The following is a 19,394-nucleotide window of genomic DNA, read 5'->3' on the forward strand; positions in this document are numbered from 1 at the left end:
TTATTCCGCCATCGCAGAGATCGCAGCGGCCGCTGCCTTGTACTCTTCGTTAGCCAGCTTGTTGATTTGTTCCGCATAGTCTTCAATCTTGGTTTGGCCATGCACGCTATGGTGGATAAGATCTCCAAGGTTCGCGTTGTCTTTGTCGCCGGCTTTGACGCCGGTCGGCGCTTCCCATCTGGACCGCACATAGCCCGGAACGATTTTGACGCCTTCGACGATCGCTTGGTCGATGTTGTCGAACGCTTCCCTCAAGCCTTCGTAATTGTTGGTCGCAAAATATTGCTCCAGGATGCCGGGGTCCGTCGTCAGCGGCAAGGAAGTGTACGAACCGTCCGTGTTAAGCTCCATCCGCTTCAAAATGCCGTCTTGGCCAAAAGTCATAAACTTGGCGAACTGATAAGCCTCGGCAGGGTGCGCGCTGCTCTGGGCGATGCCCATGAAATCGCCGACGAGCGCGAATCTGCCGCCAGGCGTGCCGATAAACTTGGATTCGAAGCTCAGGCTGCCGAATTCTCTGGTCGCCCATGTGCCCTCCCAACGAACGGCGACTTTCCCTTGATTCCAGACCTCGCCGTGCCAGCCGGCGTTGTACTTGGCTTTTTCTTCTTCCGTCAAGCTATCGAAAGTGTATTTTCCCTGCAGCATTTGCTTCGCTTTGTTCACGCCGTCGATATAGGCCGGATCGTTCAGGTTGTACTGCTGACCGTCCCACGTATACCAGCCCAACCGCGGATTAACGGAAGCCGCGTACCAATCCGGAATTTGGATCGCTTCAGACAAGCCAAGAATGTTTTCCTGAGCGTTGTTCAGCGTCTTTACCGCATTCATAAAATCGTCCCAAGTCGGGGAGAAGTCAAGCTCGGGCAAGTTGGCCTGCTCGAACAGGTCCTGATTGATGAAATAGCCCATGAAGAACATACCGGCAGGAATCGCGTACGTTCCGTTGCCGTAATGAGCGGCTTGCTCCAGCACCTTCGGCAAGCTGGCCCATTCCGCATCATCCGCAGTATAGCTATCGATATTCAACAGCCATTCGTTGGACAAGCCGAACGGGATGTTCGGCAGCATCATGACGTCCGGCAAGTTGCCCGCGGCTGCGGCGGCCGCCAAGGAGTCGCCGTATTTCGAATAGTCGAACGATTCATCCAACTGGATGTCGATGTGCGGGTACGCTTCTTCGAAGGCGGCAATCATTTGTCTTTCGATATTATTGTCCGCCTCGGTGCCCAGGTTCCAGTTGGCATACTTGATGACGACCTTCTCGCCCGGCTCGGCTGTTTTTTCTCCCGGTGACGGCGTCTGGCTCTGAGTTCCGGTCGCCGGGCTTGCGCTGCTGCCGCCGTTGCTGTCGTCCGACGAACAAGCGCTAAACAAGGAAACGAACAACGCAAAAACCAAAGCGACGACAACCGTTCTTTTCTTCATACAGATCCCTCTCCTTTGATTATGTTCATGATCGTAATCCCGGATTTGCCTTATTCTCTAAGCAAGCACGATTTTCGCACAACCAATTCCGTCGGCAGCATATATTCATGGTCAATGCTCTTGCCGTCCAGCAGCTGTAAAATCAAGTGGGCGGCAAGAGAACCGACCTCGTACTTGGGCTGCCGAATCGTCGTTAACGGCGGGTTCATATATTCGGCAAGCAATATATCGTCAAAGCCGATAACCGAAATCTCTTCGGGAACCCGAATTCCGGATTCTTTAAAAGCTTGCATCCCCCCTACCGCCATCTCATCGTTCGCATAGAAGATCGCGTCCGGAAGATTTCGCTGGGCAATTAACAATTTCGTCGCCCGATATCCGTCATCGATTGTGAATTTTCCGTTTACGTTCAAATTCGAGGCGCTTTTGTACCCGTAATCATTCAAAGCTTGCATGTACCCTTTGTAACGAAGCTTATGATCGTAGGAACTGCTCGAATTGCTAATGTAGGCGATTCGTTTGCAGCCGTTCTTGATGAGCAGCTCCGTCGCCATATACCCGCCTTGCTCGTTATCGACGAGAACATTGTAGATATGGTCGCTCTTGAGATGCCGGTCAAGTACGACAATCGGAAAGCCTTTGCGGGCGGATTCCAGTATCGGTTCGTCCTGAAGATTGTGAGCCGAGACGATGACGCCGTCCACGCGCTTCTCCTTCAGGAACTTGATCGCGGTCGATTCGTTCCCTCCGAAAGAGCTGCAGGCGATGAGGTCGTAACCATTCTCGAAGGCAATCTCCTGCACGCCTCTAATCAGCTCCGAATAATACGGACCGGACATGTCGCTTACGATCAGCGCAATCGTCTTCGTGCTGCTTCGCTTCAGATCGGTTGCCCATCCGTTCTTCTGAAAATTTAATTGCTTGGCAGCCTCCAGAACCTTCGCTCTTGTCGCCTCGCTAATTTTGCGGTTGCCATTAATCGCGTATGATGCAGTCGACAAGGAAACGCCCGCCGCTTTAGCTACATCCTTAATCGTTGCCATTCCTGTTACTCCTTCTTTGTCAATCGTCGATAGATCAATCGAAACGTTTCACCTATAGCTATCATAATGCAGGAAATATAAGGTCGTCAAGCCTCTTTTGTAATCGTTGTCATCGTTCTCCTTTGTATGATTAATGTCAGATAATCTGCTATAGTATAAAGGATAATTCAGTGAGTCCCGAAAAGATAACCGTCTATTGAGAAAAATCAACCTAAATAGTGAAACGATTCGCTATTTCAGACAAGGATAGCGAATTTGCTCCTTTCTGAACCACCACAAAAAACCAAGAAGTTAAGCGCGAACAGACGCTTAGCTCCTTGGTTTATTCCGAATGTTCCAATGTTGGGGTTAGTCTCTTTGCCTCTTTCTATTCACTATGACTGCGATGTGCGCTCCACGCGCCGCAACCGCTCGCCCAGCTCCCAGCTGCTGAAGTGGTCTTCCCAAATCACATGATACAGATTGCCGTGAACTTCGACGATGACTCCCTTCGTGCCGTCCTGCACGTAGACGACGTGGTCGCCAACCTTCATCCCGTCTCCCACCTTGTCACCCGAGTCGAAATACGATTCCGTGCCCGCCTTTCGGATACACCCATTTGATATTCTGGTGCGGACAGCCGATGCGGCAGCTGCCGCATTCGTGACAGCCTTCGTAGCCGACGTGCATGCGCACTTCTTCCCATTTGTAGACTTCGGCGGGACAGAAGATCGTGCAGATTTTATCGGGGCAGCTCGTCAGGCAGACCTCCGCGTCCATCACATGAAGATGCGATTGCGTATCCGCGTTGAACCGGATCAGGTACTGCTTTTCCTCGAGGGTCGAGCCCTTGGCCGGAGGGGCCGGCTGCGCTTCGCTCATCACTTCATCACCCTCCACGCCCGATACAAGTCTCGGGCCATCTTGATCTTCTTCTTGGCCGGGCCGATGTCCCGCCATATCTTCCTCTGCTTCTCCCGCTTGGGCATGCCGTCGACGGTCAGCATCTGGCTCGCCGCCCGGTTCATCATCGGGATGTACTGTTCGAAGTATTGCGGAAATTTGTCGAAGTGGTGGGTCGCGTCCTTGTATTTCTTCAGGTCCTGCCCGACGAAGCTGCCCATCAGCCTCTTGCGGTAATCGTCGAGAGAAGCCTCCGAGAAGTCCTCGCGCTCCCTGGCCGCGACGATCGTCTCCGCCGCCAGCCGGCCGGACGTCATCGCCATGTTGGAGCCTTCGCGGTGAATCGCGTTGACCAACTGGGCCGCATCGCCCACGACGACGACACCCGCGCCGACGACCTTGGGCATGGAGCGGTAGCCGCCCTCGGGAATCAGATGGGCCAAGTACTCCTGGGCTTCCGTGCCTTGAAGGTAAGGACGGATCATGGGATGCGCCTTCACGTATTCCAATAGCTCGTAAGGCTTTATCTTATGCTTGATAAGACCGGAGAGCAGCGTGCCGACGCCGATGCTCAGCGTATCTTTGTTCGTGTACAGAAACCCTGTGCCGAGAATGCCCTTCGTCGCGTCTCCGAACAGCTCGATCGTGCAGCCTTGGCCTTCCTCCAGGTTAAAACGGTCCTCGATGATCTTCTTGTCGAGCTTGAGAATTTCCATCGTCGCCAGCGCCACCTCGTCCGGACGGAACTCCTTGTGGAAGCCGAGCGACTTGGCGAGCAGCGAATTGACGCCGTCGGCCAGCACGACGACGTCGGCTCGCAGCTCTCCGTCCGGCCGGTCGGTTCGGACGCCGACGACTTGACCGTTCTCGACGACGCATTCGAGCACGACCGTCTCGTTCAGCAGCAGCGCGCCCTGCTCCACCGCCTTCGCGGCGAACCACTGGTCGAACTTGGCGCGAAGCACCGTAAAATTGTTGTACGGCTCCTCCGCCCATTCCATCCCCTTGTACGAGAACGTCACCGCCGACGTCTTATCCATCATCATGAACCTCTGTTCGACAATCGGCCGTTCGATCGGCGCCTCCTTATGGAAGCCGGGGACGACCTCCTCCATCATTTTGCGATACAGCACGCCGCCCATTACGTTCTTGGAGCCGGGATACTCCCCTCGCTCGATCAAGAGCACGTTCACGCCCGCCTTGGCCAGCTCGTAGGCGCAGGCGGTTCCGGCTGGCCCCGCTCCCACGACAATCGCGTCAAATTTTTCCGGCATCGGCCTCTTCCTTTCTCCCCAATACGGATTTGAAAGCCTCGGTCAGCATCGGAACGATCGTAAGCGCGTCGCCGACGATGCCGTAGTGGCAAGCCTGGAATATGGGGGCCGCCGGGTCTTTATTGATCGCGATAATGAGTCCCGAGTTTTGCATGCCGACCACGTGCTGAATGGCGCCCGATATGCCGATGGCGAAATAAATTTTCGGCGTCACCGTCGCTCCCGTCTGCCCGACCTGATGATGATGTTCGATCCATCCGGCCTCCACGACGTCCCGACTCGCCCCTATCGCCGCGCCGAGCGTATCGGCCAGCTGCCGGACGACCTCAAACCCCGCCGGACTTCCCAGCCCCTTGCCGCCCGCGACAATAATATCGGCTTCGTCGATGCGGACGCGGCGCGTCGTCGATCGGATGATCTCGAGCACCTTCGTGCGTATCTCCTCTTCCTTCAGCGGAATGCACTCCTCGACGACAACGCCGGACGCTCCCGGTTTTCGGGGGAGCGCTTTCATGACTTTCGGCCGAACGGTCGCCATCTGCGGACGATATTTCTTGCACAGAATCGTCGCCATGATGTTCCCGCCGAATGCCGGACGGCTGGCGAGCAGCAGCCCCGTGTCTTCTTCGACGTCCAGCTGAGTCGTATCCGCGGTCAACCCCGTCGGCAGATCGGTGGCGACGGCGCTGGCCAGATCCTTTCCCGTCGACGTCGCTCCGTACAGCAAAATTTCCGGTTTATGCTTCTCCACGCAAGCCAGCATCGCCCTCATGTAGGTCTCTGTCCGGTAGAACCGGTAGATCGGCGCATCGTACACGTACACTTTATCCGCGCCGTATTCGAACGCCGTCTCGGCCAGCGCCCCGATATTCTCCCCGATCAGCACCCCGGCGAGCTCCGTCTTCCTCTTGTCCGCCAGCTGCCGGCCGGCTCCGAGCAGCTCCAGCGAGACAGGAGCGATCGCTCCGTCCTTCTCCTCGATAAACACCCACACGCCGCGATATTCCTCGAAATTCACGAAGCCTCACCTCCCGACGAGCCGGCGAACAGCTCTTGACGCGACATCAGAATCTCCAGCAATTGAGAGACTTGAGCCTCCGGCTCGCCTTCGAGCATCCGGCCTCCCTGCGGCTTCGGCGGCGCCCATACCGAGCTGACGATCGTAGGAGAGCCCTTCAGTCCAAGCTGCGTCTTATCGATGTCGGGCAGATCGGCGACCGACCAGATGTGCGGCTGATAGCGGGCCGCTCGCAGCATGTTCGGCAGCGAGGAATAGGGGACCTCGTTAATCTCCTTCTCGACGGAGAGGAGACAGGGCAGCGTGGAGCGCACGACCTCGTGTCCGTCCTCCAGCTTGCGATGGACGATGGCGTGCCGCCGCTCCGCGTCAATCTCGACGACCTGACAGACGGAGGTCAGCGGCGGCATATCGAGACGGCGCGCGATGCCGGGCCCGACTTGACCGGTGTCTCCGTCTATCGTCATCTTGCCGCAGATGATCAGATCGATCGGCCGGGTCTGCGCGATCTTCTCCAGCGCCTTCGTCAGCGCGTAGCTCGTCGCCAGCGTATCCGCGCCCGCGAACGCCCTGTCAGTAATCATGTAGCCTTCGTCGGCGCCGATCTCGATGCATTTGCGAATCGCCTTGACGGCTGGCGGCGGCCCCATCGTCAGTACGGAGACGACGCCTCCGTACCTCGCCCGCAGCCGGACCGCCTCCTCGACGGCGTGCGCGTCGTAAGGATTTAGAATCGCGGGCGCGCTGGAGCGATCCATCGTGTTCGTCTTCGGATTCATCTTGATGATCTTCGTATCCGGCACCTGCTTGATGCAGGCGACGATATGGAGCATGCGACTCACCCTTTCCGCTCTGACCGGCTCGTTGCCCGGTTCTCACCCATTCACTTATTTATATTAGGGGGAAGGCGGGATCATGACTGGGTTTGTCCTTTGGCATCTGGCGATCGACTAGCGAATCGGATAGCTCAATAAACCTTCTATTCACTGAGACGGTTTTCTTGTGTTCAAGAATTTAACATAGCCTTTCAAAAAAAGATAATGGCAGTATTATTGGAAAAATAGATTTATCATTTTAATATATTCCAATAAACAAGAAAATTCTGTATAATCTAGTCACAAACTGTTGAGAGGAGCGTAGTTGGTTGGAGTCTCTTATCTACGTGGCGATTTATACTCTTGAAGCGTTTTGCACAATATCAGCCAGCTACATGTTGTTTCGGTTTCCTTTTAAAGAGTTTTTGCTGAAAAAGCTTGTACTATGTACTCTGTTAGCGATATTTTCCTACTCATTGAGAGATATAACGGTTATTAACGAATTTTCAATTATTGTCCCAATGACTTACCTTGTTTCCTATACCCTGTTTATTCACTTTGTCAGCAAGATACGGATTCTGTGGGCGTCCGTTATGATGATCACGGGTTACGCTCTTGTCGGTGTCATTCAAATGATTGTATTGATTCTTTTTGATACCTTTGGCATTGAGATGGCAGATGTCCAAAGAAATCTACCCTACTTAGCATCAGTTCAATCTCTTACTGCTGCTATCGTATTTCTCTTTTCTTTCCTCTACTACTTCCGCGGTTCCGGATTTACGTACGAATTTCCGCGTTGGCGGTGGAAGCATATCTGGCTCGTCTTTCTGGAAATCCTACTAATCGCTTTAATATTTCGATTTATTTTATTAAACAACCTTTTCTTGACGATTGCCGTTGGAGCCACACTCATCGCACTGCTGATTCTAAGCAGAAAAATGGAGAGGGATGAAATTCGAAATGAACTGGAGCCGTAGTCTTGCAGACAATATCGCTGGTCGGATTCATTCCGCCAATCCTCATCATTCCGTCAGCCTCCCTGTACAAAGATATGCAATTGAGACAATTATAACTAACTCAATCATAATCGCTGTATCATTGGCTATTGGAAGTCTGCTCACTAATGCATCCCTTGTTCTTCTTGCCCTGATAGCTTTTCTTCTTCTACGGTTTATCACCGGGGGATATCATTTCTCATCGCCAACCGCTTGTATCGTAACGACGGTGATCGCCTTAAATCTGATTCCATTACTTGCTCAATCCGTTCAATCCGATACGATGACCCAGATCTTAACTCTTACAAGTCTGCTGCTCTGCATCTGCTTCGCTCCTCAAGGGAAGCGGTCGATCGTCAAGCAGCACCTCACCATTAAGCTGGTAGGAGGAGCAATCATCTCCGTCAATTTCGCGGTGATGTCTGCCATTCTCGCGATTGCATTTCTCCTGCAAACTGCGACTCTCATTCACTTTAAGAAAGGAGGAGTTAGGACATGAAAAAAGTTAGGCTTTCTGTATTGTTTGTTCTTTCCACAATCTTAGGACTAGTTGCTTTTGTACAGTCTTCCTTTGCATGTCAATTAGGACTGTACGACCCCGAAATGCCTGAAGAACTGCAGTAGGAGGAGCTTATGGAGTGGATCAAGGAGCTCCCTGTAAGTCGAGACCCTAAAGGTGCAACAGGCATCGTGTCGTTGCCGATGGACTCCATTCTATACATCCACTTCTATGAAGCAACGATCCAAGTCCACACCGCTACAGATATGTTTTACTTTACGTTAGGGAGCAATCTGAGCGTGCTCGTCGATAACCTGAACAACTCGGGCTACCAGTTCGAGAAGACGGACCGCGCTCAGGTCGCGGATTATCGACGAATAAGCCGCATCGAGAAAACAGAGTTTTTTCAATACAAGGGCTATTTCGAGGGAACCGACAAGTACGTCATTTTCTCGGAGAGCAACTACAAGAAAGCGCTAAAGATGCTGAAGGATCGCTCGGAATAGAGCGATCCTTCAGCATCTTTCACAGCCTCTTCCCCAACCCCCGTCAACGAAAAAGAGGCTGCTCACCCTCACCCCCCATCGTGGAAGATGGCGAGAGATGCAGCCTCTTGCTAATCGATTACCCGAAAATCGCCTGAATGACCGGCTTCGTATGTCCGCCCGGATACATCAAGTAGAGTAGTACGTATACCGTCACGCCGGTAATGACCGTAGCGAACCAGATAACGGCGGTCGTCCGCCCGATCTTGCGGTGCTTGGCGAACTTCTTGCGGAACGCCAGCGTCAACGTCGTAATGCCGAATACTGCGGCCACCGTCGCCAGTACGATATGAAACAACAGGAAGACCAAGTAGATCGTTTTCAAGCTTTCGGGGCCGTTAAACGTCGTATTGCCAATGAAAATTGTGCGGGACACGTAGATGATGAAAAACAAAGTCGCAGCGACCGCCGCCGCTATCATCACCTTCTCGTGCGCCTCGCGCTTCTTCAGGACGATCAGCCGCCAGCCGATGGCGACGAGGATTCCACTGATTAAAATAAAGCTTGTGCTGACGAGCGGAAAAATTTCATACCACGTCATACGCATCCACCTGTTCTATCGTCGGATCTGCCGAGCTACTTTCTTTATTGTACCTATACGAACGGCAGAGTTCAAACATTTGGCGCGATCGTCACACATTGTTAATAACTGCTTACTTCACCGCCGGCTCCAGCACATTATCGTTCTCTTTCGAGCGATCTCTGCGATACCATTGCATGAACACCGTATAGAGGGCCGCTATATTGATCCCTTCCTGAAGCAGCTTCATGATGATACCGCCTAGCTGCTGATCGTCTGTGGCGCTTAACATATTAAAGAATTGCGGCCCCTCGAACTGGCGAAGCAGCTCTGCCGGATCGCCCGACACGCAATATCCCATCGCATTGGCCCACACTTCCGGATCGTTGTAGACGCCGAACAGCGGTCCGCCGGCGAAGATGATCATGACGCAGGCTGGCGTCAGAAGCAGGCCGCTCATAAAAATATAGCCCAGAGTCAGCAGAGGAGACATGCGCCGCCATTCCGGAATCGGACAATAGACATGCCACCACATCGCGGTAGCGCTCAGGAAGAGCAGCGTGTAATAGATGCGGTGAAACGTAAAATGAGTCATAATCCAATCGTGGTTGTCGGGAATGTGATACAGCGAGAACAGCATGATGAAGGCCAGCATGCAGACGATCGGATTCATAAGAAAGCGAAAGAATCCGTTCCTCCAGAATCGGTGTCCGAACGCAGCGCGCCACAGCCAGTGCGGGATGCCATAGATGAGCATAGGCGGAACCAGCATATACGCGAGGGCCATGTTGGTCATATGAAACGTGAACATCAGATGGCCCAACAAGCTCAGCGGTCCGCCCTGCGTCAAGTACAGCAGCACGATCGCCAGAACGAACGTGAGCTGACGAGAGGCGGGTACGGGGGCGCTGTCTGCAAAATGATGCCTCCATGGCCCGACCACGAACGTGTACAGGACAACTATCACCATCATGAAGATCATAAACGCCGGACTCCACAAATCGCTAAAGGAGAAGTACTCCAATCCCATCATGGCTGCCGACCTCCTTTCGAATGCGTTCCACAAGCAAAAACGCCTTCGGCGTCCTCCAGACGCAGAATCGCGTTTTTGTCGGAGGGGATTCAGATCAGGATAGCGAATTTGATCCTTTCTGAATCACTGAAAAAAAGAGAGGACGGATTGCGCCCGCCTCTCTGAAATTCGATTCCGTCCGGGAGTTACCACCAAACCCAATACAGCGCCATGATCACCATCGTGAACACGACAACGACTCCGGACAGAATTCCGATAATCGGGAACAAGTGTCCGCGATCCTTCATATGCATCCAGTAAGCCATTTGAATGATGACTTGAACGACCGCCATGGCGACCAGAATGATATACGTGAAGGTTTCATTGATCTCGCCTGCGGATACTGCAGCGAAGGCAATGATCGTTAAAGCCAGGGAGAGAATGAAGCCGACGATGTGCTTCTGCGGCCCTTCTACTTTATGGCGCTTGGGAAGCTCACCGGATGCCGTCTCGTTGTGATTGCTCGACAAGTTAACCAGCCACCTTTCCCATCAAATAAACAACGGTGAAGATGAAAACCCAGACAACGTCGATGAAGTGCCAGTACATGGCGGAAATATACACCTTAGGCGCGGTAACGACCGTGAGCCCCTTCTTGAACACTTGCCCGATGACTAACGCGATCCAGACGACGCCGAACGCTACGTGCGCGCCGTGGAAGCCGACAAGCGTATAGAACGAAGAGCTGAACGCGCTGGTCGTAAAGCCGTGTCCCTCATGCACGTATTCCACGAACTCGTAGATTTCGAGCCCAAGGAACGACACGCCCAGAAGGATCGTGACGATCAGCCAGGTGACCATCGACTTGCGGTTGTGACGGTGCATCGCCTGGATGGCGAACACGCTCGTCAAACTGGAGGTCAGCAGGATCATCGTCGCGGCGAAGACCATCGGCAGCTGAAACAGCTCTGCCGCCGAAGGCCCGTCGCCGATGTTGTGACGCAAAGCCAGGAATGCCGCGAACAGCGTACCGAACAGAACGACCTCTGCTCCGAGGAACAGCCAGAACCCCAAAATATTGTTGCGGGCCTGGAGCGTCGCCTTCTCCGGTTCATGAGGCAAGTGCCCTTCTACGTGGTCATGTGCGCTCATGCGTGCACCCCCTTATCCTGATCTTCCGGCTCGATATGGAAGCCGTGATCGTCGACCAAAGAGCGGACAACCATGCAGCCGAGCGTGATCGCAAGACCGGCGCCTGCCACGAACAATTGGTCGTACATGAATCCAAACCCGGCGATAAACAATCCGACGCTCATAATGAACGGCAGGATCGAAGGAGACGGCATATGGATCGAACCGACCGGCTCGGCCGGGGTCATCTCGGTCTTACCCTCCATCTTTTCCTTCCACCAAGCATCGTATCCGCGAACGAGCGGAGTCTGCTTAAAGTTATATTCCGGCGGCGGCGAAGGAATCGTCCACTCGAGGGATCGTCCGTCTTCCCACGGGTCGTTGACGGCATTGCGCGGCTTCGCCCACGTGATGAAGATATTGCACACGAACGCGATCGTGCCGATTCCCATCAGAATCGCGCCGATGGTACTGATAAAGTTCATATCGTCGTACCCTTGTCCGCCCAGGTACGTGTAGATCCGGCGCTGCATGCCCAGCAATCCGAGGAAGTGCTGAACGAAGAACGTCATATGGAAGCCGATGAAGAACGTCCAGAACGTAATTTTGCCGAGCGTCTCGTTCAGCATGCGCCCGAACATTTTCGGCCACCAGTAGTGCAGGCCGGCAAAGATGCCGAGGACGAGACCGCCTACAATAACGTAGTGGAAGTGGGCCACGACGAAATACGTATCGTGATATTGATAGTCGGCAGGAGCGGAAGCCAGCATAACCCCGGTTACGCCGCCCATGACGAAGGTCGGAATAAATCCGATCGCGAACAGATTCGCCGCCGTGAACCGGATCGAACCGCCCCATAGCGTAAATAGCCAGTTGAAGATTTTCACCCCGGTCGGAACCGCGATCAGCATCGTCGCGATCGAGAACAGACCGTTAGCCACCGGACCGAGGCCGGTCGTGAACATATGGTGAGCCCACACCATGAAGCCGAGGAACGCGATCAGAACCGTCGCGAACACCATCGAGCTATAGCCGAACAGGCGCTTGCGCGCGAACGTGCTGACGACTTCGGAGATAATCCCGAACGCCGGAAGAATCAGAATGTACACCTCGGGGTGACCGAACACCCAGAAGATGTGCTCCCATAGCACGCCGTTGCCGCCATTGGCGACGTCGAAGAAATTAGCGTTGAACAGCCGGTCGAACATAATGGCGACCAGACCTACCGTCAAGGCAGGGAAAGCGAATACGATCAGCGCGGACGTAATGAAGACCGTCCATGTAAACATGGGCATTCTCATGAATGTCATGCCCGGAGCGCGCATGTTGATGATCGTCGCCATGAAGTTGATCCCGCCGAGCAGCGTTCCGATACCGGCGATCTGGAGCCCGAGAACGTAATAGTCGACTCCGTGCCCGGAGCTGTAGATCGGACCCGCAAGCGGCACGTAGGACGTCCAGCCCGCATCCGGAACCGCTCCCGCGAACCAGCTCAGGTTAAGGAGCAGGCCGCCGAAGAAGAACGTCCAGAAGCCCAGGGAGTTCAGAAACGGAAAAGCAACGTCGCGCGCGCCGATCTGGAGCGGAATGACCGCGTTCATTACCGCGAACAACAGCGGCATGGCCGCAAGGAAGATCATCGTAGTTCCGTGCATCGTAATCAATTCGTTAAAAGTATCCGGGGCGACAAAATCATTCATCGGCTTAAGCAGCTGAATCCGAATGATGATCGCCTCCAACCCGCCGATCAGGAAGAAGAACAATCCCGCGATCAAATACAGGATGCCGATCTTCTTGTGGTCGACGGTCGTTAGCCAATCCATCAAGCCGCTATAGCGCTTGACTTTGTGTCCATGTGCATGTGCTGCTGCCAAGGCCACGTACCTCCTTCAGTTCCGCTGTTTAATATTCAAGCGTATATTCGGCCAAATACTTGGCAATAGCTTCAATCTCTTCAGGCGTCAGACCTGCGTCGTCCGCGTTAGGCATCATCGCGCCCATCTTGATTTTCTGCGGGTCCGTAATCCAATCGCGCAGATGCTGCTCGATTCCGCCGCCTTCATCGTTGAACAGAATGCCGGCGACCGTCTCGCGGCTGCCAATGCCCGTCAGGTTCGGCGCGCTGTTGCCGCCGTTCTCGCCTACCGCGTGGCAGCTCAAGCACTGCGAAGTGAATTTCTCGGCGAGCTCGGCGTCGGCCGGCATAACCGCCGGAGCCTTCATCGCAGTCACCCAACGGTCGAACGACTCGGGGCTGACCGCCTTGGCCTTAAACTCCATCAGAGCATGGGAAGGCCCGCATAGCTCCGCGCATTTGCCGCGGAATACGCCTTCTTTGGGGAACTCCAGGAACATTCTGTTGGTCGAGCCCGGGTTAGTATCCATTTTACCGCCGATCGACGGAATCCAGAACGAGTGCTTCACGTCCGCGGCCACCAGCTCGAAGGAAATCTTCTTGCCCGTCGGCACGATCAGATCTTGAGCAGTGGTGATGCCATAGTCGGTATACTCGAACTCCCACCAGTATTGATGGGCCGTTACCTTAACCTGCACAGCGTCCTTGTCGTTGCTGTAATCCTTGGCAAAGCCGAATACGTTCTGGATGGTGGGAACGCCCAGAATAAGCAGAAGAATGATCGGAATAACGGTCCAGATCACTTCCAGCTTATGGTTGCCTTCCACTTGCTTTGGAATCGCTTTATCCCCCTTGCGGCGGCGGAAGCGAATCAGAACGTAAATACAGATGGCGAACACGACGATGACGACCAGTGTCATAATGCCAATGGACAGCTTCATCAGTTCGAATTGCTTCTCAGCTACCGGTCCTTGCGGATTCAGAGTTGAGAGGTCTTCCCTTCCACATGCCGTCAGCAACAGCACGAGCCCCGTCAGCAGCGGCAACAACCGCTTCATTACAGGCCACCGTTTCATCATATCAACCCCATTTTTACATTTTCATAGAAAACCGTTTGCCTGTCCGGCAGACGCTCCCCATATGTACACGCTGTTGGACCAAGCAACAAACGCTAGCCTCGAGTTCGAAAGCTCCGTTCTTCGGCGGATTTTCAGAACTCCCTCTACAAGCACTCTAATAAATATAAAGATTGTTCCGCCTTCTTGTCAATGTTCACAGAACAGTTCACAAATTGTTCTTAAAACTGTCAAAAAGGCCGCCGTTCTAGGCATTTCATGCTTCTAAACCGGCTCGAAAACGCGATTTTCCTCTCCCTGTCCGTTTAAGGCGTCGGCGTGGGCCGACCGTTCCTTCCTCTCCCTTCTTTTTGCCATTTTGCCCGACTTTTATGTGCGTTTCCGGACGCATACTTGGGCTGCTTTGGTTAAAGCCTATGGGATAATGAATTTTCAAGGAGGTTGGTCTCATGTCGTTCGTACGGCGTTCTTGCCTGCTGGTCGGGATCGTTCTGATCCTCGGCCTTCTTGCCGCCTGCAATTACAAATCCTATTTCCAGAAGAGCAGCCAGGACTATTCCAGCCGGTCCGCAGGCGACCCGAAGACGTCGCAGGTTCGCTCCTACGGAGCCAGAACGGCGGACCCGAAGCAGCATGAGAACCGCTACTTCGAATACAGCTCGGCGCTATCGAACCGAATCGCGGCTCTGCCCGGCATTAACACCGCCATGGTGTTCGTCACGGACAAGAACGCTTATGTCGCGATTATGACCGACTGGTCCGCGACAGGCACGGAAGCGACCGGCGGCGCTCGCTCGCATGAACAGGACAATACGGGAACGACCGAGGGCGTCTACAACGTCAGCAACGGCAGCCCGAAGTGGGACAATCGGCAGGTCGCCACCCCGTACAACTCGTACTTCACGCACAAGGATACGAGCGACCTGTCCTCCGAGCTTCTCCAGGTGATCGGCAGCGAGGTCCGCCGGCATTTCCCCCGCGCCCAGGAGGTTCACATCTCCGCCAACCGCGAATTCGTCAATCAGTCGCTCGAATTCGCGAAGCAGGCCTGGCTCAAGAAGCCGCTCGGTCCGCTGACGAAGGATTTCAACACGCTTGTCCAGTACATGTTCGGCACCGGCAACGAAATCCCGATTCCTCTCTATTTAAAGGAAAGTCCGAATTCGCGTTAGGTCTTCGCCCGAGGAACAGCCGGTCTGCGAGCGCGGTTCCCCGGGCGCGGACGTTACAGCGTCAAGATGAGCGGTCCCTCGCGCGTAATCGCCACCGTATGCTCGAACTGGGCGGCCCATCCCCCGTCCATCGTCATGACCGCCCAACCGTCCTCCGCGATATAGAGCTCGGGAACGCCTTCCGTCAGCATCGGCTCGATCGTCAAGACCATCCCCTCCCGAAGCCTGGCCCCTGTTCCGGCTTCCCCTACGTGCGGCACCTCCGGAGGCTCATGCATCGATCGGCCGATGCCGTGACCGCCGAACTGCGACACGATGCCGTAAGGATTCGCCGCATCGCGGATCGCCGCGGCGATATCGCCTATTCGCTTGCCGGACGAGGCTGCGGCAATCCCGCTCATCGTCGCCCGATATGCCGCGCGCCGGAGACGATCGGCGGAATCCGTCACCCGGCCGACGGCGAACGTCCATGCCGTATCCGCCATCCAGCCGTCCAGCTCGACGACGAAATCGAGCGTCACCAGATCGCCTTCCTTCAGCCTGCGCTCGTCGGGCATTCCGTGACAGACGCACTTGTTCACTGCCGCGCACAGCGCATACGGATACCCGTGGTAGCCTTTCTGCGCCGGGCTGGCGCCCCGCTCCCGCATGTACCGCTCCGCGAGCCGGTTCAGCTCCATCGTCGTCGCTCCCGGTCTGACGCGCTTGCCCAGCTCCCGCCGCAGCCGACCGGCCAGCCGGCCAGCCTTCGCGATTCCCGCCAGCTCCTCGGCGTCCCGAATCGCGCCCTGATTCAGCCGTTTCCCATAGCCCTTCAAGCCGTCCACCTCGCCTGTACGTATTCCATGTATCTATATTCAGATCATAGACGTCAGGCCCCGCTCTGCAAAAAAACGGCCCGGAGAGGCGTTATGTCGCCCTCCAGGCCGATCGTCGTTCACCGCCTCAGGAGGCGGGAGTATTTAATTTCGTCAGCTCGCGTTCCACGAGCACCGTCAGCTCGTCTTCGTATCCACCGGTGATTCGGTATTTGCGGATGTAATCTTTTACAAACTTGCGCGGATCCTTGGGCCGGAAAATTCTCGTCAGTTCTCGCAAACTTTCTTGAACTTCGTTGTGGCTGCGTTTGGCCATGCAATTCCCTCCCAGTGGAATGGATTCCGTTCCCGCTTACCCGGAACGGAGGCGGTATTACGCCACCCGGAGAACCCAAAGCATAAACGGCAGTCGCCACATCTACGGCGACTTGGCTTGGTTCGAGACGATTCGGAGAGCAGCCGATAGGGCGCTTCCCTGAATCTCTTGCAAGGGTTCTTCCTTCAAACTCGATGTTCCACCGCTAGTTGCCGTATAAGAAAACGTTCCTGCATTTTTCGATTATACCATTTATCTGCCGGAGGATAAAGGACTAAACGCACAAGCCCCGCACCGCCTGCGACAACCGGGCGCGAATCGGTCCTGCCCGGCTACCCCCGCTCGCCGTTCCGGACCTCGAACCAGTGGCGGTCGCCCGACAGGGAGAATCGTTCCCCGGACCGCAGCTCATACTTGCGTCCGGGCTTCAACCGCTCTCCGCCGGCGAGGAACGTGCCGTTCGAAGAACCGTTGTCTTCCAGCAAGAAGACGCCCGTCTCCTCTACATAGCTGAGCGTGCAATGGACCCGGCTGACGTCCGCGGCCTCGTAAGGAAACAAAATCGAGCATCGGGCGGGGTCCCGTCCGATGGTGAGCCTGCGGTTCAGAATGCGGTAGCTGCTGCCCGCATGCTCTCCTTCGATCCCGCAAAGCATCGGTTCCCCTTCCTCCGACGCTTCCGCCGTCGTCCCCGGAAGCGGCAGCAGCTGGGTCATCGGTATCGTGTAGTCGGTCAGAGAGGACTCGTCGTCATTCTCGATCGCGGTAGCTTCCTCTTCGCTCCAGCTCTGCAGATGGGAATCGTCGAACGATTCGGAATCGTCCGGCGCGCGGGAAGCCGATTCTTTCGTTTCTTTGCCTCTGACCGTTAATTGCAGGAAGGCGATGACCGCGAATACCGCGACGGCAATGCCGATTCCAAGCGCGGCCAGCAGCGGAAGCGTTCCCGGCTGCATCTGGACGGCCGCCTGAGCGGCCCCGGTCTCGGAAGCCCATGCCCGATGCGGCGTCAGGAACGCTCCGATTCCCGCAATCGCGGCGGACAGCGGCAGGCGGGACCGCCGCACCCCGCAAATCAACTTCATACTCCCCCTCTCTCTTTGCCATCCGCTTCGTTCCGTCAACACGCTCACCTCCGGACGCCCTTGCATATTGTAAACGCTTTCCTATTTGATCGGAAAAGGAATGATACAGGACGCATATGCCCATATTATATCGAATATCCACCTCCCCTTCAATCAATGAAACCCATTTTTTAGGTTAACTTTAAATTGTTTTCCTCTTCTTCCTCCTTCAGCTTCCGCCGCAGCACCTTGCCGATCAGCGACATCGGGAGACTGTCCCTGAATTCGTAGCTTCTCGGAACCTTGTAGGCGGCGAGACGTTCCCGGCACCACCGGTCCAACTGCTGCTCCGACACCTGCCAGCCGTCCTTTACGACGACGTAAGCCTTGACCGTCTCTCCCCGGTAAGCGTCGGGAACGCCGAGCACAGAAGCCTCCTTTACGGCAGGGTGCTCGAAGAGCGCTTCCTCGACCTCTCTCGGATAGACGTTGTACCCTCCCGCCAGAATGACGTCTTTTTTCCGATCGAGAATCGTAAAGAAGCCTTCCTCGTCCATCGTTCCGACATCTCCCGTGCGAAACCAGCCGTCCTGCAGCACCGCCGCCGTCTCCTCCGGACGGTTCCAATAGCCTTTCATGACCTGCGGTCCCCGTACGATCAGCTCCCCGATCTCTCCGGGACGAAGCGGCTCCAGACTCTCTTCTCCGACTATTCGGGCTTCGGTGTCCGGGAGAGGAAGACCGATCGTGCCGTGCTTGCGATAGCCCCAGACCGGATTGCAATGCGTCACTGGAGAGGCCTCCGTAAGGCCGTAGCCTTCAATCAGCCTTCCGGCCGAGTGCGCTTCAAACCGTTCCTGCACCTCGCGCGGCAGCGGAGCCGCGCCGCTGACGCACACCCGGATGGAAGCGAACTCTCCGTCCTTCGTCGATGGATGATTCAGGAGCGCAATATACATTGTCGGGGCGCCGGGAAACACCGTCGGCTGGCGGCGTCGAATCGTCTCGAGCACCAGCTTGGGCTCGAAGCGGGGAACGAGCAGCAGCGTCCCTGCATGGGAGATCGCCTGATTAAGCAGCACGGTCAGTCCGAAGACGTGAAACATCGGAAGCGCGGCCAGATAACGCTCCTTGCCAGCCTCCAGCCGATAGCACCAGGCGCTGACCTGCCGGGCGTTCGCCAGCAGATTGGCGTGCGTCAGCATGACCCCCTTGGGCTTGCCCGTCGTTCCCCCGGTGTATTGCAGCATCGCCAGCTCCTCGTCCGCGTCCACGTCTTCGCACAGCTCGGCGGCTTCGCCCTGCCCGACGAACGCGGACCATCGCCGTACGCCTTCCGCGTCGTAATCGACTTTCAGGCTCGGATACTCCCGGCGGCGTTTTATCGGGTACAGCAGGTTTTTGGGAAAAGGCAGTCCGTCCGCCAACGAGGTGACGATCACGTGGCGCACGCCGGTATTGACCCGGGCTTTGGCGACCCGGGGCATGAGCAGATCGAGCGCGACGAGCGCGACGGCTCCGCTGTCGGCCAACTGATGGCGAAGCTCCCGCTCGGTATAAGTCGGATTCGTCTGCACGACGACCGCTCCCGCCATCAGAGCGCCATAATAGGCGATCACGGCCTGCGGGCAGTTCGGGAGCATAATGGCGATTCGCTCCCCTTTGGAGATCGGAAGCGCCTTCAACGCGTTCGCCATTTTGCGGCACTCCCGCAGCAGCTCCTGATAAGAATAGCGTCGTCCGAGAAAATCGAGCGCCTCGTTGTTCGGATAGGCCTCCGCAGCGTCGATAAGAAGCCGAGCGATATTGTGCTTCGGATACTCGTAAGACGGTTTAACCTGAAGCGGATATTTCTGAAGCCAGAGCCTGTCGTCCGAACGGGCGCCGGTTTGTTCCTCCATGCCGCTCCCTCCTCGTTTTTCCTGAGATTT

At 55.5% G+C, this 19,394-nt stretch carries 22 protein-coding genes; 5 read left to right on the top strand and 17 right to left on the bottom strand.

Features of this window, described 5'->3' with window-relative positions; genetic code table 11:
• The 7 genes from ACFO3S_RS20480 to ACFO3S_RS20510 form a co-directional block, all read right to left on the bottom strand.
• On the bottom strand, positions 1–1,428 hold the full coding sequence (locus ACFO3S_RS20480) for an ABC transporter substrate-binding protein (protein WP_378099889.1): 1,428 nt from the start codon (positions 1,426–1,428) through the stop codon (positions 1–3).
• 50 nt (positions 1,429–1,478) lie between these two features.
• Positions 1,479–2,471, bottom strand: a complete 993-nt coding sequence (locus tag ACFO3S_RS20485; protein WP_378099891.1) for a LacI family DNA-binding transcriptional regulator — start codon at positions 2,469–2,471, stop codon at positions 1,479–1,481.
• Between the two features lie 374 nt (positions 2,472–2,845).
• Positions 2,846–3,004, bottom strand: a complete 159-nt coding sequence (locus ACFO3S_RS20490) for a hypothetical protein (protein ID WP_378099893.1) — start codon at positions 3,002–3,004, stop codon at positions 2,846–2,848.
• Between the two features lie 16 nt (positions 3,005–3,020).
• Entirely contained in the window at positions 3,021–3,332 is a 312-nt protein-coding gene (locus ACFO3S_RS20495) for a ferredoxin family protein (protein ID WP_378099895.1), read from the bottom strand.
• Positions 3,332–4,627 (bottom strand): FAD-dependent oxidoreductase, encoded by a 1,296-nt coding sequence (locus ACFO3S_RS20500; RefSeq protein ID WP_378099897.1) that lies wholly within the window; start codon positions 4,625–4,627, stop codon positions 3,332–3,334. Before ACFO3S_RS20500 ends, ACFO3S_RS20495 begins: the two co-directional genes overlap by 1 nt.
• The gene (locus ACFO3S_RS20505) at positions 4,611–5,645 is read right to left on the bottom strand and encodes an electron transfer flavoprotein subunit alpha/FixB family protein (protein ID WP_378099899.1); all 1,035 of its coding nucleotides are present in this window, start codon (positions 5,643–5,645) and stop codon (positions 4,611–4,613) included. The genes ACFO3S_RS20500 and ACFO3S_RS20505 overlap by 17 nt, the downstream gene beginning before the upstream one ends.
• Positions 5,642–6,478 carry an electron transfer flavoprotein subunit beta/FixA family protein gene (locus tag ACFO3S_RS20510; RefSeq protein ID WP_378100076.1) on the bottom strand — a complete coding sequence of 279 codons (837 nt, stop codon included), beginning with the start codon at positions 6,476–6,478 and terminating at the stop codon, positions 5,642–5,644. Before ACFO3S_RS20510 ends, ACFO3S_RS20505 begins: the two co-directional genes overlap by 4 nt.
• A gap of 329 nt (positions 6,479–6,807) precedes the next feature.
• Between ACFO3S_RS20510 and ACFO3S_RS20515 the strand changes: the two genes are divergently transcribed.
• The 4 genes from ACFO3S_RS20515 to ACFO3S_RS20530 are packed head-to-tail and all read left to right on the top strand — an operon-like array spanning position 6,808 to position 8,460.
• Positions 6,808–7,437, top strand: a complete 630-nt coding sequence (locus ACFO3S_RS20515; RefSeq protein ID WP_378099901.1) for a hypothetical protein — start codon at positions 6,808–6,810, stop codon at positions 7,435–7,437.
• Entirely contained in the window at positions 7,421–7,954 is a 534-nt protein-coding gene (locus ACFO3S_RS20520; protein ID WP_378099903.1) for an accessory gene regulator B family protein, read from the top strand. The genes ACFO3S_RS20515 and ACFO3S_RS20520 overlap by 17 nt, the downstream gene beginning before the upstream one ends.
• Positions 7,951–8,079: a cyclic lactone autoinducer peptide gene (locus ACFO3S_RS20525; protein WP_378099905.1), complete on the top strand. Its 129-nt coding sequence runs from the start codon at positions 7,951–7,953 to the stop codon at positions 8,077–8,079. The genes ACFO3S_RS20520 and ACFO3S_RS20525 overlap by 4 nt, the downstream gene beginning before the upstream one ends.
• 9 nt (positions 8,080–8,088) lie before the next feature.
• Complete coding sequence (locus tag ACFO3S_RS20530; RefSeq protein ID WP_378099907.1) at positions 8,089–8,460, top strand: LytTR family transcriptional regulator DNA-binding domain-containing protein; 372 nt, start codon at positions 8,089–8,091, stop codon at positions 8,458–8,460.
• Between the two features lie 118 nt (positions 8,461–8,578).
• Here ACFO3S_RS20530 and ACFO3S_RS20535 read toward each other — a convergent pair whose 3' ends face one another.
• The 6 genes from ACFO3S_RS20535 to coxB form a co-directional block, all read right to left on the bottom strand.
• Positions 8,579–9,040 carry a DUF420 domain-containing protein gene (locus ACFO3S_RS20535; RefSeq protein WP_378099909.1) on the bottom strand — a complete coding sequence of 154 codons (462 nt, stop codon included), beginning with the start codon at positions 9,038–9,040 and terminating at the stop codon, positions 8,579–8,581.
• Between the two features lie 112 nt (positions 9,041–9,152).
• Positions 9,153–10,052, bottom strand: a complete 900-nt coding sequence (gene ctaG / locus ACFO3S_RS20540; RefSeq protein ID WP_378099911.1) for a cytochrome c oxidase assembly factor CtaG — start codon at positions 10,050–10,052, stop codon at positions 9,153–9,155.
• Between the two features lie 185 nt (positions 10,053–10,237).
• Complete coding sequence (locus ACFO3S_RS20545) at positions 10,238–10,561, bottom strand: cytochrome C oxidase subunit IV family protein (RefSeq protein ID WP_378099913.1); 324 nt, start codon at positions 10,559–10,561, stop codon at positions 10,238–10,240.
• 1 nt (position 10,562) lies between these two features.
• Positions 10,563–11,183 (bottom strand): cytochrome (ubi)quinol oxidase subunit III, encoded by a 621-nt coding sequence (locus tag ACFO3S_RS20550; protein ID WP_378099915.1) that lies wholly within the window; start codon positions 11,181–11,183, stop codon positions 10,563–10,565.
• Entirely contained in the window at positions 11,180–12,985 is a 1,806-nt protein-coding gene (gene ctaD, locus ACFO3S_RS20555; RefSeq protein WP_378100078.1) for a cytochrome c oxidase subunit I, read from the bottom strand. Before ctaD ends, ACFO3S_RS20550 begins: the two co-directional genes overlap by 4 nt.
• 79 nt (positions 12,986–13,064) lie before the next feature.
• Positions 13,065–14,096, bottom strand: coding sequence for a cytochrome c oxidase subunit II (coxB, locus tag ACFO3S_RS20560; protein WP_378099917.1), 1,032 nt, complete (start codon positions 14,094–14,096; stop codon positions 13,065–13,067).
• A gap of 446 nt (positions 14,097–14,542) precedes the next feature.
• On the opposite strand from coxB, the gene ACFO3S_RS20565 reads away from it, so the two are divergent.
• Positions 14,543–15,265 (top strand): YhcN/YlaJ family sporulation lipoprotein, encoded by a 723-nt coding sequence (locus ACFO3S_RS20565; protein ID WP_378099919.1) that lies wholly within the window; start codon positions 14,543–14,545, stop codon positions 15,263–15,265.
• Positions 15,266–15,318: 53 nt separating this feature from the next.
• Here ACFO3S_RS20565 and map read toward each other — a convergent pair whose 3' ends face one another.
• The 4 genes from map to ACFO3S_RS20585 all read right to left on the bottom strand — a co-directional run bounded on the left by map (position 15,319) and on the right by ACFO3S_RS20585 (position 19,364).
• Positions 15,319–16,083 (bottom strand): type I methionyl aminopeptidase, encoded by a 765-nt coding sequence (map, locus tag ACFO3S_RS20570; protein WP_378099921.1) that lies wholly within the window; start codon positions 16,081–16,083, stop codon positions 15,319–15,321.
• Between the two features lie 127 nt (positions 16,084–16,210).
• On the bottom strand, positions 16,211–16,399 hold the full coding sequence (locus ACFO3S_RS20575; RefSeq protein WP_094050045.1) for a hypothetical protein: 189 nt from the start codon (positions 16,397–16,399) through the stop codon (positions 16,211–16,213).
• A 332-nt stretch (positions 16,400–16,731) separates the two neighbouring features.
• Positions 16,732–17,484 carry an FHA domain-containing protein gene (locus ACFO3S_RS20580; RefSeq protein WP_378099923.1) on the bottom strand — a complete coding sequence of 251 codons (753 nt, stop codon included), beginning with the start codon at positions 17,482–17,484 and terminating at the stop codon, positions 16,732–16,734.
• A 170-nt stretch (positions 17,485–17,654) separates the two neighbouring features.
• Positions 17,655–19,364, bottom strand: a complete 1,710-nt coding sequence (locus ACFO3S_RS20585; RefSeq protein WP_378099925.1) for a long-chain-fatty-acid--CoA ligase — start codon at positions 19,362–19,364, stop codon at positions 17,655–17,657.
• Between the last annotated feature and the right edge of the window lie 30 nt (positions 19,365–19,394).

It is taken from the genome of Cohnella hongkongensis, from assembly GCF_042654645.1.
GTDB classification, from domain to species: Bacteria; Bacillota; Bacilli; order Paenibacillales; family Paenibacillaceae; genus Cohnella; species Cohnella hongkongensis.